The 23,291-nt window shown below is 71.9% G+C and carries 14 protein-coding genes and 11 pseudogenes; 19 read left to right on the forward strand and 6 right to left on the reverse strand.

Annotation, left to right across the window (positions count from 1 at the left end; all coding sequences use genetic code 11):
• The 4 genes and pseudogenes from alr to tsaE form a co-directional block, all read left to right on the forward strand.
• A pseudogene (gene alr, locus BJF85_RS05160) lies at window positions 1-1,085 on the forward strand (alanine racemase); the annotation flags it as partial.
• A pseudogene (locus tag BJF85_RS31090) lies at window positions 992-1,588 on the forward strand (alpha/beta hydrolase); the annotation flags it as partial. The pseudogenes alr and BJF85_RS31090, both read left to right, overlap by 94 nt.
• 89 nt (window positions 1,589-1,677) lie before the next feature.
• Window positions 1,678-2,139 (forward strand): annotated as a pseudogene (locus tag BJF85_RS31095) (alpha/beta fold hydrolase); the annotation flags it as partial.
• Window positions 2,136-2,594, forward strand: a complete 459-nt coding sequence (gene tsaE, locus BJF85_RS05175) for a tRNA (adenosine(37)-N6)-threonylcarbamoyltransferase complex ATPase subunit type 1 TsaE (protein WP_139320474.1) — start codon at window positions 2,136-2,138, stop codon at window positions 2,592-2,594. The pseudogene BJF85_RS31095 and the gene tsaE, both read left to right, overlap by 4 nt.
• A gap of 92 nt (window positions 2,595-2,686) precedes the next feature.
• On the opposite strand, the gene BJF85_RS05180 is transcribed toward tsaE, so the two are convergent.
• The 3 genes and pseudogenes from BJF85_RS05180 to BJF85_RS31100 all read right to left on the reverse strand — a co-directional run bounded on the left by BJF85_RS05180 (window position 2,687) and on the right by BJF85_RS31100 (window position 6,870).
• Entirely contained in the window at window positions 2,687-4,039 is a 1,353-nt protein-coding gene (locus BJF85_RS05180) for a carboxyl transferase domain-containing protein (protein ID WP_075846001.1), read from the reverse strand.
• Window positions 4,032-5,470 (reverse strand): annotated as a pseudogene (locus tag BJF85_RS05185) (acyl-CoA synthetase). The gene BJF85_RS05180 and the pseudogene BJF85_RS05185 overlap by 8 nt, the downstream one beginning before the upstream one ends.
• Before the next feature lie 72 nt (window positions 5,471-5,542).
• Window positions 5,543-6,870: pseudogene (locus BJF85_RS31100) on the reverse strand (SLC13 family permease).
• Window positions 6,871-7,088: 218 nt separating this feature from the next.
• Between BJF85_RS31100 and BJF85_RS05195 the strand changes: the two are divergent.
• From BJF85_RS05195 to BJF85_RS05220, 6 genes and pseudogenes are all read left to right on the forward strand, one after another.
• Window positions 7,089-7,805 carry a FadR/GntR family transcriptional regulator gene (locus tag BJF85_RS05195; RefSeq protein ID WP_255375402.1) on the forward strand — a complete coding sequence of 239 codons (717 nt, stop codon included), beginning with the start codon at window positions 7,089-7,091 and terminating at the stop codon, window positions 7,803-7,805.
• A gap of 80 nt (window positions 7,806-7,885) precedes the next feature.
• A pseudogene (gene tsaB, locus BJF85_RS05200) lies at window positions 7,886-8,496 on the forward strand (tRNA (adenosine(37)-N6)-threonylcarbamoyltransferase complex dimerization subunit type 1 TsaB).
• 41 nt (window positions 8,497-8,537) lie between these two features.
• Window positions 8,538-8,998: pseudogene (rimI, locus tag BJF85_RS05205) on the forward strand (ribosomal protein S18-alanine N-acetyltransferase).
• Window positions 8,998-10,044: a tRNA (adenosine(37)-N6)-threonylcarbamoyltransferase complex transferase subunit TsaD gene (gene tsaD, locus BJF85_RS05210; protein WP_075846002.1), complete on the forward strand. Its 1,047-nt coding sequence runs from the start codon at window positions 8,998-9,000 to the stop codon at window positions 10,042-10,044. The pseudogene rimI and the gene tsaD overlap by 1 nt, the downstream one beginning before the upstream one ends.
• A gap of 125 nt (window positions 10,045-10,169) precedes the next feature.
• Window positions 10,170-11,015, forward strand: coding sequence for an AraC family transcriptional regulator (locus BJF85_RS05215; RefSeq protein WP_075846003.1), 846 nt, complete (start codon window positions 10,170-10,172; stop codon window positions 11,013-11,015).
• A gap of 53 nt (window positions 11,016-11,068) precedes the next feature.
• The gene (locus BJF85_RS05220; protein WP_083665952.1) at window positions 11,069-11,851 is read left to right on the forward strand and encodes a LysE family translocator; all 783 of its coding nucleotides are present in this window, start codon (window positions 11,069-11,071) and stop codon (window positions 11,849-11,851) included.
• Here the strand turns inward: BJF85_RS05220 and BJF85_RS05225 are convergent.
• Window positions 11,767-12,954, reverse strand: coding sequence for an alpha/beta fold hydrolase (locus BJF85_RS05225; RefSeq protein ID WP_075846004.1), 1,188 nt, complete (start codon window positions 12,952-12,954; stop codon window positions 11,767-11,769). The two genes, BJF85_RS05220 and BJF85_RS05225, sit on opposite strands and share 85 nt — an antisense overlap.
• Before the next feature lie 209 nt (window positions 12,955-13,163).
• Between BJF85_RS05225 and groES the strand changes: the two genes are divergently transcribed.
• A complete protein-coding gene (gene groES / locus BJF85_RS05230) occupies window positions 13,164-13,457 on the forward strand; it encodes a co-chaperone GroES (protein ID WP_075846047.1) in 294 nt (97 codons plus the stop codon).
• A gap of 84 nt (window positions 13,458-13,541) precedes the next feature.
• Window positions 13,542-15,152, forward strand: coding sequence for a chaperonin GroEL (groL, locus tag BJF85_RS05235; protein ID WP_075846005.1), 1,611 nt, complete (start codon window positions 13,542-13,544; stop codon window positions 15,150-15,152).
• Between the two features lie 258 nt (window positions 15,153-15,410).
• Here groL and BJF85_RS05240 read toward each other — a convergent pair.
• A pseudogene (locus tag BJF85_RS05240) lies at window positions 15,411-15,709 on the reverse strand (WhiB family transcriptional regulator).
• A gap of 221 nt (window positions 15,710-15,930) precedes the next feature.
• Here BJF85_RS05240 and BJF85_RS31105 point away from each other — a divergent pair.
• The 5 genes and pseudogenes from BJF85_RS31105 to BJF85_RS05260 all read left to right on the forward strand — a co-directional run bounded on the left by BJF85_RS31105 (window position 15,931) and on the right by BJF85_RS05260 (window position 19,837).
• Window positions 15,931-16,602: a hypothetical protein gene (locus BJF85_RS31105; protein WP_369822081.1), complete on the forward strand. Its 672-nt coding sequence runs from the start codon at window positions 15,931-15,933 to the stop codon at window positions 16,600-16,602.
• A 99-nt stretch (window positions 16,603-16,701) separates the two neighbouring features.
• Window positions 16,702-16,989 carry a hypothetical protein gene (locus tag BJF85_RS31110; protein ID WP_369822082.1) on the forward strand — a complete coding sequence of 96 codons (288 nt, stop codon included), beginning with the start codon at window positions 16,702-16,704 and terminating at the stop codon, window positions 16,987-16,989.
• Window positions 16,990-17,119: 130 nt separating this feature from the next.
• Window positions 17,120-17,716: a response regulator transcription factor gene (locus BJF85_RS05250; RefSeq protein WP_030532824.1), complete on the forward strand. Its 597-nt coding sequence runs from the start codon at window positions 17,120-17,122 to the stop codon at window positions 17,714-17,716.
• A gap of 385 nt (window positions 17,717-18,101) precedes the next feature.
• Window positions 18,102-18,673 (forward strand): annotated as a pseudogene (locus BJF85_RS05255) (sigma-70 family RNA polymerase sigma factor).
• Window positions 18,674-19,837 (forward strand): anti-sigma-D factor RsdA, encoded by a 1,164-nt coding sequence (locus tag BJF85_RS05260; RefSeq protein ID WP_139320475.1) that lies wholly within the window; start codon window positions 18,674-18,676, stop codon window positions 19,835-19,837.
• A gap of 100 nt (window positions 19,838-19,937) precedes the next feature.
• Here BJF85_RS05260 and BJF85_RS05265 read toward each other — a convergent pair whose 3' ends face one another.
• On the reverse strand, window positions 19,938-20,324 hold the full coding sequence (locus BJF85_RS05265; RefSeq protein ID WP_075846049.1) for a DUF5319 domain-containing protein: 387 nt from the start codon (window positions 20,322-20,324) through the stop codon (window positions 19,938-19,940).
• A 106-nt stretch (window positions 20,325-20,430) separates the two neighbouring features.
• On the opposite strand from BJF85_RS05265, the pseudogene guaB reads away from it, so the two are divergent.
• Both guaB and BJF85_RS05275 read left to right on the forward strand, forming a co-directional pair.
• A pseudogene (gene guaB / locus BJF85_RS05270) lies at window positions 20,431-21,991 on the forward strand (IMP dehydrogenase).
• Between the two features lie 77 nt (window positions 21,992-22,068).
• Window positions 22,069-23,240: pseudogene (locus BJF85_RS05275) on the forward strand (GuaB3 family IMP dehydrogenase-related protein).
• Window positions 23,241-23,291 lie beyond the last annotated feature (51 nt).

Genomic DNA, 23,291 nt, shown 5'->3' on the forward strand with positions numbered 1-23,291 from the left:
GTAACGTCGCCGCTGCGGCGCCGGCGCGAATCGGCGCCGAGACGATGGCGATCGTCAAGGCCGACGGCTACGGCCACGGCGCCGTGCCGGTCGCCAGGCCGCGCTGCGCGGGGCGCCACGTGGCTCGCGCGGTACTCGCTGGCCGAGGCGCTCGACCTGCGCGCCGCCGGGATCGACGTCCCGCTGTTCAGCTGGCTCGACACGCCCGACACCGATTTCGCGCCCGCGCTGGAGGCCGACATCGACGTGTCGGTCAGCTCGGCCGCCGAACTCGCCCGCGTCGCCGGCGCCGCCGCGCGGACCGGGCGGCGGGCCCGCGTGCACCTCAAGATCGACACCGGGCTCTCGCGCAACGGCTGCCCCGCCGAACAGTGGCCCGCGCTCGTGAAGACGGCCGCCGCCGAACCGGACGTCGACGTCGTGGCCATCTGGTCGCACCTGGCCGCCGCCGACGAGGTCGGCGACCCGTCGATCGACCGGCAGGCCGAGCGGTTCGCCGACGCGTACGCGCTCGCGCGCGAGGCCGGGCTGAACCCGTTGCGACACCTGGCGAACTCGGCCGCCACGCTCACCCGGCCCGATCTGCACTTCGACCTCGTGCGCCCCGGGATCGCGATCTACGGCCTCAACCCCGTGCCGCAACAGGAGAATCTGACGCCGGCGATGACGTTCAGCTCGCAGGTCGTGCTCACCAAGCGCATCGCGGCGGGGGAGTCGGTGTCCTACGGACTGACGTGGACGGCGAGCGAGGACACCACGCTCGCGCTCGTGCCCGTCGCTACGCCGACGGCGTGCCGCGCACCTTGTCCGGACGCATGGACGTGTGGCTCGACGGGCGCAGGCGGCCCGTGCGCGGGCGCGTGTGCATGGACCAGCTCGTCGTCGACTGCGGGCCGGAGCCTGCTGGTTCGGACACTGCCGGCGAACCGGCCGTGGGGACCGAGGTCGTGTTGTTCGGCACCGGTGCAGGTGGCGGGCCCACCGCACGCGAATGGGCCGACAAGATCGGCACGATCGACTACGAGATCGTCACCGGCATGTACCGTCCTCGCGTGCAACGCGTGTACACGGGTGGTCGGGAGTGACGAGCGGATCCGACGACGCCGCGGTTCGCCTCGGCGAGTTCGACGACGGCCGCGTGTCGACGGTCGCCGTCGACGACGGCACGCCGCTGTCGGTGGAGGAGGTTCCCGCGGCGGGCGGCGAACCCGCGCTCACCGTGCTCGGGGTGCACGGTTTCGCGCTCTCGCGCCGCAGCTGGCACTTCCAACGGCAGGCGCTGACCGAGCTGGCCGACCCCGCCGTGCGGCAGGTGTACTACGACCACCGCGGGCACGGCCGGTCGGCGGCCGCCGACGAGGCGACGTGCACCATCGAGCAGCTCGCCGCGGACCTGCACTCGGTCATCCGCACCGTCGCGCCGGAGGAGCCGCTCGTCCTCATCGGACACTCGATGGGCGGCATGGTGCTGATGGAACTCGCGCAACAGCGCCCGAGCTGTTCGCCTCGCAGGTGCGCGGCGTCGGCCTGCTCGCCACGGCGGCCGGCGAGGTCGGCAGCCAGGGTCTGCCGAAATCGTTGCTGTCGCGCCGGAATCCGATCACCCGCGGCGTCGGCGAACTCGCCGGCTGGCAGCCGGGCATCGTGGAGTTCGTCCGCGCGGCGAGCGGACAGCTGGCTCGCACCGCGGTGCGTAGGCTCGCGTTCGGCAAGAACGACGTTCCCTCCGAGGTCGTGTCGTTCATGCAGGAGATGCTCGGGGTGTCGACGGTGCGGCAGTTGGCGAGCTTCGCCGACACCTTCGGCACCCACGACCGGTACGCCGCGCTCGCCGGCCTCGCCCACGTGCACACGCTCGTCGTCGGCGGCGACGCCGACCGCATCACGCCGTACGCGCACACCGAGCGGATCGCCGACGGGCTGCCGGACGCCACGGTGCTGCGGCTGCCCGAGGCCGGGCACATGGTGCAACTCGAACGGCCCGACGAGGTCAACGCCGCCGTGCTCGAACTGGTGCGCTCGTGCGCCGACGGCAGGACGGTGAAACGTCAGGGATCGGGGCCGCGCCCCGGTTCTCGCAAGGTGGATCCGGCGACGCTGCTGGACCGGGCGAAGCGCGCGAGGTGGTGGCGCCGATGAGCATCGAGCTGACGACGGCCGACGAGGCGATCGAGTTCGGCCGCAGGCTCGGCCGCGCCCTGCGGCCGGGCGATCTCGTGTTGCTGGCCGGCCCGCTCGGCGCGGGCAAGACGACCATGACGCGCGGCATCGCCGACGGCATGGGCGTGCAGGGCCGGGTCAGCTCGCCGACGTTCGTGCTGGCCCGCGTGCACGCGGCGGGCGCCGACGGCGGCACGCCGCTGGTGCACGTCGACGCCTACCGGCTCGGCGGCGATCTGTCCGAACTGGACGATCTGGACCTCGACGCCGAGCTGGAGTCGTCCGCCGTGGTCGTGGAATGGGGCGAGGGCCTCGCCGAACCCCTCACCGAGGACCGCCTGGTGGTCCGCATCGACCGCCACGCCGACGACACCCGCACCGTCACCCTCGAACCCGCCGGCACCTGGACCGACAGGGCCTCCCACCTCACGTAACCCCGCGTGTCAGCACCCCACGTCGCCGTGTCAGCACCCCACGCGGGCGTGTCAGCGTTCTGCGTCGCCGTGTCGGCATTTCGGGTACGGGGTCAGCGCACGATGCCGCGGGCGATGCCGAGGTCGACGACGTCCTGCGGGCGTAGGCGGAGCTGATCGGCCGTGGCGGGGACGTCGCCGGCGTCGCGTTTGAGGATCTGCGCGGCGGCCTCGGGGGAGGTCACCGAGAAGTAGGCGTCGGCGGTGATCCACATACGTTCGCTCGCCGCGAACGCCAGTGCCCCACCGGATCCACCCTCGCCGATCACGAGGGTCGTCACGGGCACCGATGCCGAGGCGATGGCGTCGAACAGCTCCGCGATCGCCGGTCCGACGCCGGCCCGTTCGGCGTCGGCGTCGTTGGCGGCGCCGGGCGTGTCGACGAGCGTCAGCACCGGGATGTCCAGCCGCGAGGCCAGCCGCACCAACCGCGCCGCGGTGCGGAAACCGGCCGGCGTGGTGGGCGTTCCGCACTGGGCGGCGTAGGCGGTCGTCACCCCGTCGCGGTGGCCGAAACCGCACAGCACGCCGGGATCGACACCGCCGCAGCGGTCGCCGCCGATGTCCTCCCGCCACGCGAACTCGGCATCCACATAGGACTCCGCGCGCGGTCGGGTCTCGGCGCGCGCCGCCTGCACGGCGTCCCAACCCGACCGCGGCGGCGTCGTCGCCCCGAGCGGACGCGGCGGATCGACCGGACCGGCCGGCGTGGTCACCAGCCGTAGCCAACGGCCGAGTGCCCGCGGCAGGTCGGCGGGGTCGACGACCTGGTCGACGTGCCCGGTGCGCAGCTGGCCCTCGGCGGTGTAGGCCGCGGCGTCGTCGGGACCGCCGTCGGGCCGCACCCGCGCGCCGGCGAAGCCGACCTGGGCCCCGGCGACCGCGAGCGTGACGTCGGCTCCCGCGCCGAGCGTGGCCCAACCACCGCCGGTCGCCGGGTCGCACAACACGGCGATCCGCGGCAGTCCGGCGTCGCGGGTCGCCGCGGACGCCCGCGCGATGCGTTGCAACTGCGTCAACGCCCGCATGCCCTCCTGCATGCGACTGCCGCCCGTCGCGATGAGCGACACGACGGGCAGCCGCAGCTCACGTGCCCGCGCGAAGGCGCGTTCGATGCGGAGGCCGGTGCGTTCGCCGATCGAGCCGCCGAGGAAGCCGAACTCGAACGCGATGAGCATCGCGTCGGTGGCGCCGCCGGGACCGGGCACGGTGCCGACGCCGCAGAGCACGGACTCGTCCTCACCGGTGCGTTCGGCCGCCCGGCGGCGGGCGGCGTCGTACCCGGACCACCCGATCGGACCGTCCACATCGGAATGCTCGATGTCGGGGTCGGCGACATCGGCGCCCGACAGCTCGGTGAACGTCGACGTGAGGGAGCGCAGCAGCGCACGGGCGGACTCAGGCATGCAACGACCGCTTCAGGACCTTGCCCATGTCGTTGCGCGGCAACGCATCGAGATACCGCACCACGCGGGGCCGCTTGTGCGGGGTGAGCAACCGGGCGACGTGGTCGACGAGCGCCGACTCGTCGGGCCGCCCGCCCGCGGGGACGACCCACGCGACGATGCGCTCGCCGAGATCGTCGTCGGGTTCGCCCGTCACCGCGACCTCGGCGACCTCGGGGTGTTCGAGGAGCGCGTTCTCGATCTCGCCCGCGCCGATCTTGTAGCCGCCGGACTTGATGATGTCGGTTCCCTTGCGCCCCACGATCTTCACGTAACCGTCGGCGTCGCGCACCGCCATGTCCCCGGTGCGGAACCACGGGCCGTCGAAGGCCTCCGCGGTCGCGTCGGGACGGTTGAGGTACTCGGTGAACAGGTTGGGCCCGTGGACCTGGATCTCGCCGACCGTCTCGCCGTCCCACTCCTCGACGGGCGCGTCGGACTCGTCGACCAGCCGCAACGCGACCCCGGCGAGGGGAACGCCGACGGTGCCCGCCTTCCGCTCGCCGTCGGCGCGCACGCTCGTGTTCATCAGCGTCTCGGACATGCCGTACCGCTCGATGACGCGTTGTCCGGTCGCCGCGCGGATGCGTTCCTGGTCGTGCACCGGCAGGGCCGCCGACCCGGACACCAGCAGCCGCGCGCCGCGCAGCGCATCGGCCAGGTCGGGCCGGTTGTCGAGCTCCTCGGCGATGCGGTGGTACATCGTCGGGACGCCGAACATCATCGTGCCGCCGTGGGCGAGCGCGCCGGTGAGGCCGTCGAGGGTGAACGTGCCGAGGTGCCAGGCCGTGCCGCCCTGCCGCAGCGGTCCGAGGATGCCGAGGATCAGCCCGTGCACGTGGAACAACGGCAATCCGTGCACGACCGTGTCGGCCGCCGTCCACCGCCACGCGTCGGTGAGGGCGTCCATGGTGGCCGCGATCGCCCGGCGCGGCAGGACGACGCCCTTGGGCGCCCCCGTCGTGCCGGACGTGTAGACGATCATCGCGGGCGATTCGGGATCCGGTTCGCCGAAGGTGGGCGCGGATTCGGTGGCCGGCTGGGTGTGGACGTCGATGCGGGGCACGTCGGCCAGGCCCGCGGGCAGCGTCGCGCCGGGGTCGGCGAGCACCGCGTCGGGGCGGCTGTCGGAGACGATGTGCGCCAGTTCCCGCTCGCCGATCTTCGGGTTGACCGGCACCGCGGCGACCCCGGCCGTCAGCGCGCCGACGACGGCGACCGCCGACTCGAGCGTCGGCGTCGCCCACACGGCCACCCTGCGCGCGTCGCCGAGGCGCCGGGCCGTCGCGCCCGCGACGTCGACGAGCTCCCGGTAGGTCAGTGTCCGGTCACCGAACCGCACGGCGACGTCGTCGCTGGGCGCGCCAGGGCGGGAAACAGGGGCTGGGTCATGCGATCTCCTTCGATCCGACGTCCGACGACGATGGCGCTGCCGGCGTTGATCCACTCTCCGACACGGGCGGCTCATCCGAAACCCGGCACGACGAGGATCAGCCAACAGGCCAGCGGTGCCACGGCGACGACGATCCCGCCGTAGATCATGAGTTGTCGGAAGAAGCGGTCCCGGTCGGCTCCCTCGGCGTTGGCGAGTACGAGCGCGCCGTTCGTGGAGAACGGGCTCACATCGACGACCGTCGAGGCCACCGCGAGCGCGGCGATCATGCCGATCGGGCCGATGGTGCCTTCGGCCAGGAACGGGACGGCCAGCGGGATCAACGCGCCCATGATGCCGACCGACGACGCGAACGCGGACACGATCGCCCCGATGTAGCAGATCAACAGGGCTGCGACGAGGGGAGCGCCGACGCCGGACACCGCGTCGCCCGCGTATCCGATGGTGCCCATCTCCTCAAGGACGCCGACGTAGGTGAGCATGCCGCAGATCAGCAGCACCGTCGGCCAGGTGATGTGCTCGATGGCCTTCCTGCTCGTCGCCGGCCACACGATCGACAACAGCACGGCGAGAGTGATCGCGGAAAGGCCGACGTCGAGTTCCGCGACCAGTGCGCCGGTGACCAGGGCGACCAGGCCGACGAGCGTGGTGATCCTGGCCGGGGTGAGCCGCAGCGCCGGGGTGCCGGTGTCGGCGTCCGTGGGGCTGTCGCCAGGGTTCCGGTCTCCGCCGTCTCCGCCGTCTCCGCCGCGTGTGTCGCCGCGCCGGCCATGGCGAGTGCCCGGTCGGCCGAGCGCGACAGCTTGAGCCCACCGCAGACGACGAACACGATGGCCGCGATGGCGAGGTTGACGATCACGCTGGCCAGGAACAGGACGATCTCGTTGCCCGGCAGGCCCTCGCGCGCGACGATCCCGTTGACGATCGTGCCGTAGATGCTGATCGGCGAGAACCCGCCTGCTTGTCCACCGTGGACGACCATGGCCCCCATGAGCAGGGGGCTGATGCCGTACTTGCGGGCGAAGTTCAGAGCGATCGGGGCGACGATCGCGACGGCTGCTGGGCTCACGGCGCCGATGGCGGTGAGCACACCGGTGACGCCGAACATCACCCACGGGATCAGTGCGAGACGCCCGCCGACCAGGCGGATCGACGCGTGCACCAGCCAGTCGGTCGTGCCGTTGGCGCGGGCGATCGCGAACAGGTAGGTGACGCCGACGAGCACGACGAACAGGTCGCCGGGAAAGCCGGCGAAGATCGCGTCGGCATCCATGCCGGCGGCGAGGGTGCCGACACCGAACGCGGCGGCGAACGCGAGTGCGCCCATGTTGATCGATCTCGTCGTGGCGATCACGAACACCACGGCCAGGACGAGGATGGAGACGAGTTCGGCGGACATGCGGATCTCCCGTCGTTGGGCTCGCAGTCGTGGGTGCTCGCCGATGAACACCCCGGCCGACCAGTGGTCCACAGGACCAGTGGCTGGACCACTTTGCGGCCGACTGTGCCGCGATGTCAAGACCGGATTGGATGAGTGGATGGACCACTTTGCGGAGTCGGTCTGCTGTTAGCCTTGCCGGTGGAAGCGCAGGTCAGAGTGAACGTGAAGGGATCGCCGTGTCCGACGCACTGCGGCCGATGGCCCGTCCTCGGCTGTACGAGCAGGTGCTCGACCGGTTGCGGGAGTACGTCACCGGTGCCGGGCTCGGTGCGGGCGACAAGTTGCCCGCCGAACGCGAACTGGCCCAGCGACTCGGCGTGAGCAGGACGTCGATCAAGCAGGCGATCGTCGTGCTCCAGGTGCAGGGGCTCGTCGAGGCGCGCCACGGTGGCGGCACCTATCTGGTCGCCGACACGCTCGACGCCGAACCTGTCGAGCGGCTTGTCGAACGGCGCAAACGGTTGCCCGACGTGCTCGACGCACGCGAGGCGATCGAGACCAAACTCGCCGAACTCGCCGCAGAGCGGAGGACCACGGCCGACCTCGACGCCATCGCCGCGGCACTGGACCACATGCGGCACGAGATCGCCGACGGCGGGCACGGTGTCGAGGGCGACCGGCGGTTCCACGCGGCCGTCACCGAGGCCGCCCACAGCGTGCTGCTCGCCGACTTCATGACGTCGATCGCGGATCAGATCACCGAGAGTCGCAACGAATCCCTGCGTCAACCGGGCAGGCCCACGCGGTCGCTCACCCAGCACACGGCCATCTTCGATGCCGTCAGTCGCGGTGACGGCAAGCGCGCCGCCACCGCGATGCGCCGCCACCTGCGCACCGTCGCCAAGGTGCGCCTGCTCAGCTGGAACCCGGACGCGGAGCAACCCGAGGACTGAGCCGGGCAACCGCGCCCGGTGCGAAAGGCGGTGTCGGAAGCCGGCGCAACCGGGTGGCGGGACCGTCGTACGCTCGAAGGGTGCTGATTCTCGCCCTGGACACCGCCACCCCCGCGGTCACGGCCGGGCTCGTGCGCCTGGTCGACGGCGCCGAGCCCGAGCAGGTGGCCGCGCGCGTGACCGTCGACCCGCGGGCGCACGGCGAGCTGCTGACGCCGCACGTGCTCGACGCCGTGGCCGACGCCGGCGTGACGCTGGCCGACGTGGCCGCCGTCGTCGTCGGCACGGGGCCCGGGCCGTACACCGGCCTGCGCGCCGGCCTGGTCACCGGCGCCGCGCTGGCGCACAGCCTCGGCGTGCCCGCCTACCCGGTGTGCACGCTCGACGCGCTCGCCACCGACGTCGACGGGCCTGCGGTGGTCGTCACCGACGCGCGCAGGCGCGAGGTGTACTGGGCGACCTACGACGAGCGCGGGCAGCGGGCCGACGGGCCGAACGTCGGACCGCGCGCCGACGTGCCCGAGGTCGCCGGGGCGACGCTCGTGGACCACGCCCAGCCCAGCCCTCTCGGCCTGGTCCGGGCCGCCGTGGACGAGATCCGCGCGGGCGCGAACCCGGCCCGTTGACCCCGCTGTACCTGCGCAGGCCCGACGCGGCCGAACCGTCGGCGCGGAAGCGGGTGACGACGTGACCGCCGTCGAGGGCCTGCCGACGACCGTGGCCCTCGAACCGATGCGTCGCCGGCACGTGCGGACCTGCGTCGCGATCGAGCAACTGCTGTTCGCCGAGGAGTCCCCGTGGCCGCCCGCCGCGTTCCACGGCGAGCTCGACCTGGGCGGCTACTACCTCGTGGCGGTCGAGGACGGCGAGGTGATCGGCTACGCGGGTCTGGCGATCATGGGCAAACGCGGCGATCGGGAGACCAGCCTGCACACCATCGGCGTGCACCCGCAGCACCAGGGACGCGGCATCGGCAGGGCGCTGCTGCGCGCGCTGCTGGCCAAGGCCGACGCGCTGGCCGCGCCGGTGTTCCTCGAGGTGCGGGTCGGCAACGACCCCGCCATCGCGCTGTACCGCGCGCACGGATTCGAGCACCTCGGCGTCCGCAAGGGCTACTACCAGCCTCCGGCGCCGACGCCCACACGATGGGCCGCCCCGCCGCGGCCACCCGGTCACAGGAGGACACCCACTGATGTCGAAGATCATCATGGGGATCGAGAGCTCGTGCGACGAGACGGGCGTCGGCCTGGTCGCCGCCCACGACGACGGCACCGTGGAGCTGCTGGCCGACGAGGTCGCCTCCAGTGTCGACCAGCACGCGCGCTTCGGCGGCGTCGTGCCCGAGATCGCCAGCCGGGCGCACCTCGAGGCGATGGTGCCGACCACGCGGCGCGCGTTCGAGGCCGCCGGGCTGTCGATGTCCGATGTGGACGCCATCGCCGTGACGGCCGGGCCCGGCCTCGCGGGCGCACTGCTGGTGGGGGTGTCGGCGGCGAAGGCGTACGCGGCGGCCCTCGACGTCCCGCTGTACGGCGTCAACCACCTGGTCGGCCACATCGCCGTGGACACGTTGCAGCACGGCCCGTTGCCGACACCGTGCCTGGCGCTGCTCGTGTCCGGCGGGCACACGCAACTGCTGCGGGTCGACGACCTCGCGGGCGACATCACCGAGATCGGCTCCACTGTGGACGACGCGGCGGGGGAGGCCTACGACAAGGTCGCCCGGCTGCTGGACCTGCCGTACCCGGGCGGACCGCCGATCGACAAGGCCGCCGCCGACGGCGACCCGGCGGCCATCGCGTTCCCGCGCGGCATGACCGGCCCGCGGGACGCCAAGTTCGACTTCTCGTTCTCCGGCCTGAAAACCGCGGTCGCGCGGTGGGTCGAGGGGGCGCAGGCGCGGGGCGAGACGGTGCCGGTGGCCGACGTCGCCGCGTCGTTCCAGGAGGCCGTGGCCGACGTGCTGACCGCGAAGGCCGTGCGCGCCGCGACCGAGGCCGGCATCGGCACGCTCGTCGTGTCCGGCGGCGTGGCGGCCAACTCGCGGCTCTCGAGCCTGGCGCGCGAGCGCTGCGCCGAGGCCGGCATCGAGCTGCGCATCCCGCGTCCCCGACTGTGCACCGACAACGGCGCGATGATCGCCGCCCTCGGCGCCCACGTCGTGGCGGCCGGCCACAAACCCAGCACCCTCGACCTCTCGGCCACCCCCGGCCTCCCCGTCAACACCGTCCTCCTCTGAGGAAGCTCCCGAGGGCCCCATGGTCGCGCCCACCCGTCGCCCGACCACCGCCCCCCAACGACGCGCTGACGCGCGGCTGCGCCTGATGCGACTAATGTTCCCTTCGCTCTGTGTGAGGAGGTGTCGTGACGGGTGAGTTCCGGCGGGCCGGCGCGTGGCCGCAGCTCGAGATTCGGCGTAGCTGCACGGAGAACTCCTGCTACCGGCCGCACAGCCACGACACGGTGTCGATCGGGCTCATCGACGAGGGCACGTCCGTGTTCCGCGGCCCGCCCGGCGGCACGGTCCGCCTCCTGCCGGGCGACGTCGTCGTCATCCCCGCCGGGCACGTCCACGCCTGCAACCCCGACGCCGGACGTTGGCGGTACCAGATGGTGCACCTCGACGAGACGTGGGCGGCGTCCCTGCTGGACCGCGACGACCCGTCGAGCCGTGCCTTGATGAACGAGGTCCGGGTGCTGCGGCGCCCCGACCTGCACCGCCGCATCAGCGAGGCCTGCGACGCGATCCTCACCCTCGACCCCGCGACCGACACCGACCCCGACACCGATCCGGACGTCCACCTCGCCCCGGTCCTGCGTGCCGTGGCGGCGGCCGCGCCGGATCACGTCGTGCCCGACGGCACCGACGCCGCCCTGCGCGCCCGCCTGCGGCCCGTGCTGGAACGCCTCCGCGGTGACGAGACGAACCCGCCGCTCGACGAACTCGCCCGGCTGGTCGGGTTGAGCCGCGGAGAGCTCGTCCGCGCGGTGCGCCGCGCGACCGGGCTGAGCCCGCTGGCCTGGCGGCAGAACGCCCGCATCGTGCGCGCCCGCAATCTGCTGCGCGCGGGCAGGCCGATCGCCGACACCGCGCAGGCCCTCGGCTTCACCGATCAGAGCCACTTCCACCGGGTGTTCCGCGCGCACGTCGCCGCGTCACCCGGCGTCTACCGCGGGCGGGCGCACGAACGTACAAGACCCACGGCCTGAGCGCTCCGCATGCTCGGCGCGTCCCAACGCCGCCGAGTGTCACGTGAGGAGACATGGAGCAGTTCGCCGCGGTCGCCGCCGCGCATTTCCTCGCCCTGCTGATTCCCGGGGTCGACTTCGTCCTGATCGCCCGCACCGCGCTGGTGACCGGCCGGCGCCGGGCCGTCGCCGTGTGCCTGGGGATCGCGGGCGCCAACGGAATTCTCATCGCCGCCGCGTTCTCCGGCGTGGCACTGCTGTCGCATCCCGTGCTGCTCGGAGCCGTCCAGGCGGCGGGCGGGGCGTTCCTGGTGTTCGTCGGGGTGGTGTTCGTGCGGTCGAAGGTGCGGATCGACCTCGGCGACGGTGCACGCGCCGGGGCCGCGGCGGCCGACGGGCGTGTGTGGTGGCGCGCCGTCGGCCTCGGACTCGCGTCGGGGTTGCTGAACCCGAAGAACGCGCTGTTCTACGTCAGTCTCGCCGCTGCCGTCGCGGCCGCGCCGGCGCCGGCGTTGGTGGCGTACGGCGCGTGGATGGTGACGGTCGTGCTCGCCTGGGACGTGTTCGTCGCCGTCGTACTCGGCTCGCGCCGGGCGTTGGCGAGGATGGACCGCGCCCTGCCGTGGTTGACGGCGATCGCGGGCGGATTCCTCGTCCTGTTCGCGCCGGAATGCTCGCCGACCTCGCCGCCGAGTTCCTACGGTGAACACCGCCTCGCGTCCCGAACCCGATACAGCCCGCCAAGGCCGATCACGGGCGAGGGATGCCGGGTTCAGAGCCCGAGCCGGACGGCGGCGCGAATCGCCGGGCCGAGCATGCCGGACGGGCCCCGGCGGGGCAGGGCGTCGATGCGGTGAGAACGCCGGAGCAGGCCGTCGAGATCGCCGTTCCGGACATGGTGGGCGACGTGGAGCGCGGCGAGCTGGTGGGTGTCCATCGCGCTGTGCCCGTTGCTGGGCAGGTCGACGAGGGTGGCGCGAGAAAGCAACGACACGGCGCGTTCGGCGATCGGCCGCGGGGTGCGCAGATCGCGCGCGCCGGAGACGACCGCCGTCGGCCACGTGAACGTCGGCAACGCGGCGGGCAGATCGACCGGATCGCCCCGGAAGGGCGGCGCGTCCGGGTGGGCGGCGGCCGCCGCGAACGCCTGCTGAGGATCGAGCGGCAGGCCGTCCGGGTTCGCACCGAACCCGAGCGTGCCGTGCGTGATGCCCGCGACCAGGTCGAACTCGGCGACGAACGGCTGGTTCCGGCCCTCGCGTTCGCCCGCGCCGAGCGACGCGATCCACTGCCACGTACGCCCGGCCCGTCCGCGGAGCCGCGCTTCGAGGAGCCGTTCGAGCGTCTCCGGGCCCGCGAACTCGTGGACGACCTGCACGACGCCCCCGACCCCGGCGGCACCGTGCCCATCGGGTGCGCCCGCCGCGAGGACCTCGCGCACCAGGGCGGGCAGGCGCCCACGGCCGTGCAACAACAGTTCCCGCCGGTACTCCCGGACCGTGTCGCGGTCGGCGGCCGAGAGTACGGGGGAGTCGAGGACCATCCCCGCGACCCGGCCGGGGTGCCGCACCCCGAAGACCTGGGCCAGGTAGGAGCCGTATGACGTGCCGTAGACGACGGCGCGTTCGACTCCCTCCCGGTCGAGCACCGCGGCGAGGTCGTCGGCCGCCGCTTCGACCGTCACCTCCGGAACCGTCAGTTCCCTGTCGTCGCGGTGCATGCGGGACAGGCCGACGCCGCGGTGTTCCATCATGAGCACGTCGAGCCCGCGGACGACGGCGTGTTTGCGCAGTCGGTGGTACAGGAACACCGACGCGAGTCCCGGCCCTCCCGGTAACAGCACGACCGGGGTGCCGTTCGACGGCGCGGGACGCACGTAGGCGATCCGGGCGCCGTCGCCCGCCTCGGCGATGCGGGAGTCGTACCGTTCGGCGGCCTTCCGGGCGCGCTCGGTCCTCATGCCCGCCCACCGTACAGCCCGCCCGGTCGGTTCCGTGCGCAGCGAGGTGACCAGGGCGGATACCCCTGGTTGCGCGGCTAGCACTCCCATGGCTAGAGTGCTAATTACACGGCACCCAACACGCCCCGGCACCCGCGACGGCGGGGTGGTAGGCGCCGTACTCAATAGGTACCTGCCAACGCTTTCTTCGACCCGTGGAGGTCAACCCGGTGAGCGTGAACATCAAACCGCTCGAGGACAAGATTGTTGTCCAGAGGAGCGAGGCCGAGGAGACGACGGCTTCCGGTCTCGTCATCCCCGACACCGCTAAGGAAAAGCCCCAGGAGGGCAAGGTTCTGGCCGTGGGCCCGGGCCGTGTCGACGAGAAGGGCAACCGCGTCCCCGTGGACGTGAACGAGGGTGACGTCGTCATCTACTCCAAGTACGGCGGCACCGAGGTCACGTACAACGGCGAGGAGTACTTGATCCTGTCCGCCCGCGACGTGCTGGCCGTCGTCAACTGAGACGACCCGCGTATGCGCAGCGCCCCGGGCCCCGCATGAAGCCGGGGGTCGGGGCGTTTCGCGCGTATGGAGAGAGGTTCCTCAATGCCTAAGCAGATTCACTTCAACGAGGACGCTCGCCGCGCACTCGAGCGCGGGGTCGACAGGCTGGCCAACGCCGTCAAGGTGACGCTCGGCCCGAGCGGTCGTCACGTCGTCCTCGACAAGCAGTTCGGCGGCCCGACGGTCACGCTCGACGGCGTCACCGTCGCACGGGACGTCGAGATCGACGATCCGTTCGAGAACCTGGGCGCCCAGCTCGCCAAGAGCGTCGCGACCAAGACCAACGACGTCGCCGGCGACGGCACCACCACGGCGACCGTGCTGGCCCAGGCGCTGGTCAGCGTCGGCCTGCGCAACGTCGCCGCCGGGGCCAACCCGGCCGCGCTCGGTGCGGGCATCGAGAAGGCCGCCGACCACGTCGTCGAGCTCCTCAAGAGCAAGGCGACGCCGGTCAAGGGCCGCGACAACATCGCCCAGGTCGGCACGGTCACCTCGCGGGACGCCAACATCGGCGCCCTGCTCGGCGAGGCCGTCGAGAAGATCGGCGAGGACGGCGTGATCACCGTGGAGGAGTCCTCCACGATGGCCACCGAGCTCGACATCACCGAGGGTGTGCAGTTCGACAAGGGCTTCCTGTCGGCACACTTCGCGACGAACCCGGAGGAGCAGCGGGCGATCCTCGAGAACGCCTACGTGCTGCTGCACCGGGACAAGATCTCGTCGATCAACGACCTGCTGCCGTTGCTGGAGAAGGTCGCCGAGGCCAAGAAGCCGCTGCTGATCATCGCCGAGGACGTCGAGGGCGAGGCGCTGTCCACCCTCGTGGTCAACTCGCTGCGCAAGACGATCAGCGCGGTGGCCGTGAAGGCTCCGTTCTTCGGTGACCGTCGCAAGGCGTTCCTGGACGACCTCGCGGTCGTCACGGGCGGCACCGTCGTGGCCGGCGAGGTCGGTCTGAAGCTGTCCGAGGTCGGCGTCGAGGTGCTGGGCCAGGCCCGGCGCATCGAGGTCACCAAGGACGTCACGACGATCGTCGACGGCGCGGGCACCTCCGGCGACATCGACGCGCGGATCGCCCGGATCCGCAAGGAGATCGAGACGACCGACTCCGACTGGGATCGCGAGAAGCTCCAGGAGCGGCTCGCGAAGCTCGGCGGCGGCGTCGCGGTCATCAAGGTCGGTGCGGCCACGGAGACCGAGCTCAACGAGCGCAAGCACCGCATCGAGGACGCCGTGGCATCCACCAAGGCGGCCGTCGAGGAGGGCATCGTGCCCGGCGGTGGTTCCGCACTGGCCCACGCGTCGAAGGAGCTCGAGGGCAACCTCGGACTCACCGGCGACGAGGCCACGGGCGTCAAGATCGTCCGCGAGGCGCTGACCGCTCCGCTGTTCTGGATCGCCAGCAACGCCGGCCAGGAGGCCGCGGTGCTCGTGTCCAAGGTCAAGGAGCAGGAGTGGGGCCAGGGCCTCAACGCCGCGACCGGTGAGATCACCGACCTGCTCGCGGCCGGCGTGGTCGACCCGGTGAAGGTGACGCGTTCCGCCGTCGCCAACGCCGCGTCCATCACCCGCCTCGTGCTCACCACGGAGAGCTCCGTGGTGGACAAGCCCGAGGAGGAGGACGAGGACGCGGGCCACGGCCACGCGCACTGACGCCTCCACGCAGAAACACCACAGGGGCGGCACTCCCACCGGGGGTGCCGCCCCTGTTGGGAGTTACGGCCGCTTTTCGTGCGGAGTGTTTCCCCGATCGGTTTCGCGGCCGGTCCGGTATCGCATGCGGCGTAGAAGTGTCGGACGATAAACGTTTCGCGGGGAAGTACTTAGCGTGGAAGACAATGCGGGCAAAAGAAAGGGACGCCCGCCCGGGGCGTCCCTTTCTTCTTCCCCCTCGGGAATCGCGAATATGCCTCAGCTTGTCAGGGTCAGCGTACGCCGGTCCTGTCGGATGATGTGCTCCCGTTCGCTTTCCGACAATCCGCCCCACACCCCATAGGCTCATGGACCGCCAGTGCGTGCTCCCGGCACAGCTCCAACACCGGACACGATCGGCATACCGCCTTTGCCCTGGCCTCCCTGCGAGCCCTGGCCGGCCCTCGTTCGCCGTCCGGGTGGAAGAACGAGGCGCTGTCCATCCCTCTGCAGGACCCCTCGAGCTGCCAATCCCAGATATCTGCATTCGGACCGGGAAGCCGGCGAATATCGGCCATCGGGTGCCCCCTTGCTCACAGTCCGGTTCCACGCGAACCGGAGTTGCTGCGGCTACTCCATTTGGTGCAACGAGGTGCACGTTAGGAGTGTGGGAAAAGTTGTTCAAGGGATCTGCGCCGATTCATTCTTTAGGCATCCCCCAGTGGTGTGATGGACGACACAGAGTGGGTTTCGGGTCGCCGGATTCGGCGACCACTCCCACGAAGGGCAGGATGCTCGCGTGACGATGGTGACGCTTGAGAGCCGGTTGCGCCAGTTGGCGTTCGGTGACGTCCCCGAACCGGGGGCCGACCCGGGTCACCGGATCGTTGGTGCGGCCCGCACGGATCGTGAGCGCTGGCTCGCCGCGGTCGCCCTCGGTGCCCGCGGGCACTACGCCGCGGCTGCCACGCTCCTCGAGTCCCTGATGCGCTCCGCCGGTGTCCGAACGGGTCGCCGACCTGCGGTTCTGTCGTCCCTTGCCCTCAGTGCGCTCGCCTCGCACCGGCGGCAGCTCGGCGGGCACAGGGCGGCGATGCGACTCGACGGCATCGCCCTGGCCCGCGTCGGAGGCCTCGAGCCCCCGCCGCAGGCGGATGTTCCGCGCGGGCACGGCGGGGACGGCTGGGACGGCGGGGATGTCGACGGGGTCGACGCCGTCGGCGCGTGGGCGGACGCCGTGCTCGGCCTCGCCGCCGACCACCTCGGCACCGGACGACCCGATCTGGCCCGCGGACTGGTCGCCCGCGTCCGCACCGTCGAACCCGTCCTGCCCTGGCGCTCGCGCGTGCGCGCGAACTGGGTGGGTGCCGAGGCCGCATTGGTCGCGGGCGATGCCGCCGCGCCTGCCGATCGCCGAACGTGCGCTCGCGGTCCTCGACGAGCCCCCCGCCGACAGGGACGACGACGGTAGGGGCGCCGACAGGGACGGGACGCCGTCGCGGTCCGGGGCGCTCCCCGCAGGGCGCCGCGGCATCGGGCGAAGTCGGCACTCGTCGTCGCCGCCGCACTGGTGGCCGGGGGCGGCGACGCGCGGCGGGCCGGATCGCTCGTGACGTCCGCGCTCGAGACGATCGAGGCGCACGGCTTCCGGTCGCTGTCGTGGCCGGCCCACCTCCTCGCCGCCGACCTTGCCGACGGTGCTGCCGGCGGCGGGTCGTCACGCACGGCGACAGGCGGGTCGGCCGGGACGGCGGACGAGCATCGACGCCGGGCCACGTGTGAGGTACACGCACTGTTACGCAGCGCTGATCCCGAGGCGCGCAGACTCGCGGTGGCCTCGCCGTGGATCCCGAACTGACAGGTGGAGCCCACGTTCCGGCATCCGGGTCAGAGAAATTTCAAAAAAGCCACCAGATCGTGTCAAGGTCCGGCCTAAAGCGTCCGATAGTGGGGGTAGTACGTCACCCGGCTGCAGGAAGGAACCCCCCGTGACAACGGTCTTGATCTGCGACGACCGACGCAGTGTCCGTGAAGGGCTCACCCGTGTGATGTCCGCTGTGCCCGGCGTCAGTCGCATCGACTGTGTAGCGCACGGTGACGAGTTGCTGGCCCGCTACTCGCGGCAGCCGGTCGACGTCGTGCTCGTCGGCACGCAGCGTGCCGTGCCGACCGGCGTCGAAGCGACCCGTCGTCTCGTGTCCGCGAACCCGCAGGCCAACGTGATCGTGTTCGGCGCCCCGGACGACGCGGGCAGCATCGCCGCGGCGATCGCGGGCGGTGCGCGCGGCTACCTGCGCTGGGACGCCTCGCGTCCCGAGCTCGTCGCCGCGCTCGCGCACACGCTCGCCAGCACCTCCGTGCCCGCCCAGCGGCAGCCCGCCGACCCGGGCGTGCAGCTCACCGAGCGCGAACTGCAGGTGCTGCGTGGGATGGCGCAGGGCAAGAGCAACGGGCAGATCGGCCGCGAGCTGTACCTGTCCGAGGACACCGTGAAGACCCACGCCCGCCGGCTGTTCCGCAAGCTCGGCGTGCGCGACCGCGCGCAGGCCGTGGCCCACGGCTTCCGTCGCGGCCTGGTGGCCTGAGCACCGACGTCCGGGAGAGCACCGGAGTTCGGGGCGGGAGAGTTTCGTAGCTCACATCCGCCACCGACGACAAACCAGCACCACCCCGCAGCCGGGGACCACAGCGGACGGGGCGCGGCATGCCTGCATGCCGCGCCCCGTTGTACTGTGAACCGCGCCCACGACGCGGCCTGCGACAGTTTGCCGGGATTGCGCTTCATCCAGCGGATTCCCGGGGTTCGGAGGGGACGTGGGACGCGTCACGCGCGCGTGCGTGCGCTCGGAACTCACGCCGAACACAGGGCGCGGCCAGGTAGTGTGGTCGCATCACCGGCGTGAGGGACGCTGAGGCCCGCACGCCGCTTTTCATGCACACCGAGACGTAACACCGGGATCGTTGTCTGCGATGGCCACTGTGGGGGATGGACTGGACGAGTCAGTCGCCGCCGCTGTTGAGGGAGATCAGCAAGCGGTAGAGCGACTGCTCGCTTCGATCCGTCCCCTTGTGGTGCGGTACTGCCGCGCCCGAGTTGGAAGGCAGGAGCGTTCGTACGCTTCGGCAGACGACGTGGCCCAGGAGGTGTGTCTCGCGGTGCTGACCGCATTGCCCTCCTACCGCGACCAGGGACGTCCGTTCCTGCTTTCGTCTACGGGATCGCCGCCCACAAGGTGGCCGACGCCCACCGCGCCGCCGCCAGGAACAAGGCGGAGCCGGTCGCCGAGGTGCCGGACGAGATGGAGCGCGACGTCGGGCCCGAGCAGTTCGCCATCCAGGGCGAGCTGAACGAGCGCATGACGAAGCTGCTGCAGGTCCTGCCGGAGAAACAACGCGAGATCGTGGTGTTGCGTGTGGTCGTCGGACTCTCCGCGGAGGAGACCGCCGAAGCCGTGGGTTCGACCCCCGGCGCGGTCCGGGTCGCCCAGCACCGTGCTCTCGCGCGGCTGCGCAAGGTGCTGGCCGCAGAGGAGGTGGTCTGAGTGACGGAACACACCGGTCCCCACGGTCCGGCCGACGAGCCGGAGCGGGATGCCGACGCGGTCGAGGGCTCGGCGGGCGCCGAGCGCCCCGAGGGCACCGAGGGCAGCGACAACACCGACAGTGCCGACAGTGCCGACAACGTCGAGCAGGTCGAGCACGTCGAGCAGGTCGAGGTCACCGGCGGCGCGGAGGTCACCGACCTGACCGCGGCCATCGAGGCTGCGCGCAACGGGTCGAACGGCACGCATCCCGTCGACGAGAGCGGCGAGACGTCCGGCGCGAGCGCCGTGGACGCCGCCGCCGTGGACCTGACCGTCGTGCAGGCCGACGACGTGCTGCTCAACGCGCTGGGCGGGCCCGACCCGCAGGCCGCCGACGAGCTGAGCGCGGACGAGCTGGGCGCGGTGCTGCTGGCGTGGCGCCGCGACATCGACACCGAGCGGATCCCCGAGCTCGTCGACATCGACACGGCCGTCACCGAGATCAAGACCGCCGCGCTGGCCAGGAAGCACTCCGGCCGCGGACACAAGCGCCGGTTCATGGTTCCCGTCGCCGCGGCCGCCGCCGTGCTGGCGATCGGCTTCACCGGCACGTCGCTGGCCGCGCGGGACGCGCAGCCCGGCGACACCCTGTGGGGCCTGAGCAAGGTCCTCTACGCCGACCACGCCCGATCCGTCGAGGCGGCGGCGTCGGTGCGGTCGTCGATGGACGAGGCGCGCCTCGCGATGGCCTCCGACCGTTACGAGGAGGCGCGGAGCGCGCTGTCGAAGGCCGAGACCGACCTGCGGAACGTGACCTCCGACGAGGCCGAGCAGCTCAAGGCCCGGCACACGCAGCTGATGGCGCAGCTCGACGAGCGTCCGGACCCGGCCAACCCGGCTCCGCCGGAGTCGTCGGAGGACGAGGACTCGCAGCACCGGCCGACGTCGCCGGACGAGTCGCCGCGTCCGACCGACCCGTCGAGCCCGACGACCACGGACCCGTCCGACCCGACGACGACGGACCCGACGGACCCGACGACGACGGACCCGGACGACTCGACGACGACGGATCCGGACGACTCGACCAGCACGACGCCGACGTCGCCGACCGACGAGAGCGGCAGCTCACCCGGCAGCAGCGGCTCGGACGAGTCGGGCCTGTTCGGCAGCGCCCCCAACTGACCGCTTCAAAGCACCCGAGGCATGGTCGCGTTGAACGCGCCATGGGGCCCTCGGGTGCTTTTTACGGACGGAGGCTGTTCGCTCTGCGCGAACAGGACCCTCAGTAGGCGTTCTCGGTGGCGGTGATGCCGTCGGCGAAGCCGCGGCAGTAGTCCCACGTCACATAATCGGCGGGGTCCGGGTCGAACGCGGGTTCGTGCGGACGCATCCGGCCGTCGGCCAGCAACTGCTCCAGGCTCGCCTTCAGCAGATGCCAGTCGTGGTAGTGGGGCAGGTCGCACTCGCCGCAGTCCACGACGATTCCGCGCACCCCGCGAGGTTCGAGGAGCGCCTGGTAGACGGTCAGATCCGCGAGATCGGCGAGCAGCTCGGAACGCTCCTCGTCGGAGATCGGCTCTCCGATCGGTTCCTCGCGGTCGGCGATCTCCTTGGCGGGATCGTCGGGGTCGTCGGCGAATGGGTCTGGGGGCAACACGTCGTGCGGCACGCGCTGCACGGTACCGGCTAGGTACCCGGGTGCGTCCAGATACCATCGATAACGAGGCATTAAGCCGTGTCGCACCACCCCCGCCCCGAGGAAGGTCCGCCCCACCATGTCGAGTGAAGTCACCGGCTCCGACATCCCCGGCTCCGGCGCTGTCGGCCACAGCGGTGCCGACGAGGCCGCCGTGCAGACGGACAAGTTCGCACTGCTCGGGTTGACCTTCGACGACGTCCTGCTGCTGCCCGCCGAGTCCGACATCGTGCCCAGCGCGGTCGACACGGGCACCCTGGTCACCCGCAACGTGCGACTGCGCATCCCGCTCCTGTCGGCGGCGATGGACACCGTCACCGAGGCGCGCATGGCCATCGCGATGGCCCGCCAGGGCGGGATGGGCGTGTTGCAGCGCAACCTGCCGATCGACGAGCAGGCGCAGGCCGTGGAGATCGTGAAGCGGTCGGAGGCCGGCATGGTGACCGACCCGGTGACGTGCTCGCCCGACGACTCGCTGGCCGACGTCGACGCGTTGTGCGCCCGGTTCCGCATCTCCGGTGTTCCGGTGACGGACGCCTCCGGCCAGCTGGTGGGCATCATCACCAACCGCGACATGCGGTTCGAGCTCGACCACTCCAAGCAGGTGCGCGAGGTCATGACGCCGGCGCCGCTGGTGACCGCCCAGGTGGGCGTCACGGCGGAGGCCGCGCTCGGCCTGCTGCGCAAGCACAAGATCGAGAAGCTTCCGATCGTCGACGGCGCGGGCAAGCTGCGCGGGCTGATCACGGTCAAGGACTTCGTCAAGACCGAGCAGTACCCGGACGCCAGCAAGGACGCCGACGGGCGGCTGCTCGTCGCGCGGCGGTCGGCGTGGGCCCGGACGGGCACCAGCGTGCGATGGCGCTGGCCGACGCGGGCGTCGACGTGCTCGTGGTGGACACCGCGCACGGCCACTCGAGGGGCGTGGTCGACACGGTGGCGCTGCTGAAGAAGGAGCTCGGCGACGCGGTCGACGTCGTGGGCGGCAACGTCGCGACGCGCGCGGGCGCGCAGGCGCTCGTCGACGCGGGCGCGACGGTGTGAAGGTCGGCGTCGGCCCCGGGTCGATCTGCACCACGCGGGTCGTCGCGGGCGTCGGCATGCCGCAGATCTCCGCGATCCACGAGGCCGACAAGGCGTGCCGGCCCGCGGGCGTCCCGGTGATCGGCGACGGCGGCATCCAGTACTCGGGCGACATCTCGAAGGCCATCGCGGCCGGCGCGTCGACCGTCATGCTCGGCAGCCTGCTCGCGGGCACCGCCGAGGCGCCCGGCGAGGTCGTGCTGGTCGGCGGCAAGCAGTTCAAGACCTACCGCGGCATGGGTTCGCTCGGCGCGATGAGCTCGCGCGGCGGCGGGAAGTCGTACTCCAAGGACCGCTACTCGCAGGACGACGTGCTGGCCGAGGACAAGCTGGTGCCGGAGGGCATCGAGGGTCGGACACCGTTCCGCGGTCCGCTGAGGGGCGTCGTGCACCAGCTCGTGGGTGGACTGCGTTCCGGAATGGGGTACGCCGGTGCGCAGACGATCCCCGAACTGCAGCGGGCGCAGTTGGTGCGCATCACGGCGGCGGGACTCAAGGAGAGCCACCCGCACGACGTCACGATGACCGTCGAGTCGCCGAACTACACGAGCCGCTGACCCGTCCCGCGTTCGCGGCGGTACGGGAAACCAGGGGAGACAGGCGCTCGAACGCGGGCGCTGGAGAGGACTGACACGTGCGGGATCTGGTCGAGATCGGCATGGGACGGACCGCGCGGCGGTCGTACGACTTCGACGACATCGACATCGTGCCGTCGCGGCGGACGCGGTCGTCGAAGGTGGTGTCCACCGCGTGGCAGATCGACGCCTACCGGTTCGACCTGCCGCTGGTGACGCATCCGACGGACGCCGTCGTCTCGCCGCACACCGCCATCGAGGTCGGCAAGCTCGGAGGTCTGGGCGCGTTGAACGCCGAGGGCCTGTGGGCGCGGCACGCCGACGCCGAGAGCGCGTTGGCGAAGGTCGCCGAGGCGGCCAAGGAGGGCGCGTCGGCGTCGGAGGTCGTGCGGCGCCTCCAGGAGCTGCACTCGGCGCCCATCCGCACCGATCTGCTCACCGAGGCCGTGCGCACCGTGCGCGACTCGGGCACGACGGTGGCCGCGCGCGTGAGCCCGCAGCACGCCGCGGAGCTGACCCCGCACCTGCTGTCGGCGGGCGTGGAGATCCTCATCGTGCAGGGCACGATCGTGTCGGCCGAGCACGTCGGGGTCGACGACGTCGACACCGGTGAGGGCGGCGAGAGCGACACCGATCCGCTGAACCTCAAGGACTTCATCGCCGACCTCGACGTGCCGGTCGTGGCGGGTGGTGTCAGCGACTACCGCACGGCGATGCACCTGATGCGCACCGGCGCGGCGGGCGTCATCGTCGGCCACGGCTACAGCCCGGGCGTGACGACGACCGACCAGGTGCTGGGCATCGGCGTGCCGATGGCGACGGCGTTGATCGACGCCGCGGCCGCGCGCCGCGACTACCTCGACGAGACCGGCGGCCGCTACGTGCACGTCCTGGCCGACGGCGGGGTGCGGCACTCGGGCGACATCGCCAAGGCGGTCGCGTGCGGCGCCGACGCGTGATGCTGGGCGCCCCGCTGGCCGTGGCCGCCGAGGCGCCGGGCAGCGGCCTGTACTGGACGTCCGCCGCCGCGCACCCCTCGTTGCCGCGCTCGCGCGTGGCACCCGTCTCGGCCGGTGCGGACTCGGTGGACCTGCGCACGCTGCTGCACGGGCCCGCGCAGGACCCGAGCGGCACGGTGAACCTGTTCGGCGCGCTGCGCAGGGCGTTGGCGAAGACGGGCTACTCCGACCTCAAGGAGTTCCAGCGTGTCGGCCTCACGGTGCGGCACTGACACGGACCGTCCGCTGTGTACCGTGCGTGACTGACCGGCCGGTAACTTACC

Source organism: Saccharomonospora sp. CUA-673 (assembly GCF_001942305.1).
In the GTDB taxonomy this organism is placed as follows: Bacteria; Actinomycetota; Actinomycetes; order Mycobacteriales; family Pseudonocardiaceae; genus Prauserella.

Excerpts from the sequence above, each read along its gene's own strand:
- groL (WP_075846005.1), top strand. The coding sequence starts at position 13,542 with ATGCCTAAGCAGATTCACTTCAACGAGGACGCTCGCCGCGCACTCGAG.
- BJF85_RS05220 (WP_083665952.1), top strand. The coding sequence starts at position 11,069 with ATGGAGCAGTTCGCCGCGGTCGCCGCCGCGCATTTCCTCGCCCTGCTG.
- BJF85_RS05225 (WP_075846004.1), bottom strand. The coding sequence starts at position 12,954 with ATGAGGACCGAGCGCGCCCGGAAGGCCGCCGAACGGTACGACTCCCGC.
- BJF85_RS05180 (WP_075846001.1), bottom strand. The coding sequence starts at position 4,039 with ATGCCTGAGTCCGCCCGTGCGCTGCTGCGCTCCCTCACGTCGACGTTC.
- tsaD (WP_075846002.1), top strand. The coding sequence starts at position 8,998 with ATGTCGAAGATCATCATGGGGATCGAGAGCTCGTGCGACGAGACGGGC.
- tsaE (WP_139320474.1), top strand. The coding sequence starts at position 2,136 with ATGAGCATCGAGCTGACGACGGCCGACGAGGCGATCGAGTTCGGCCGC.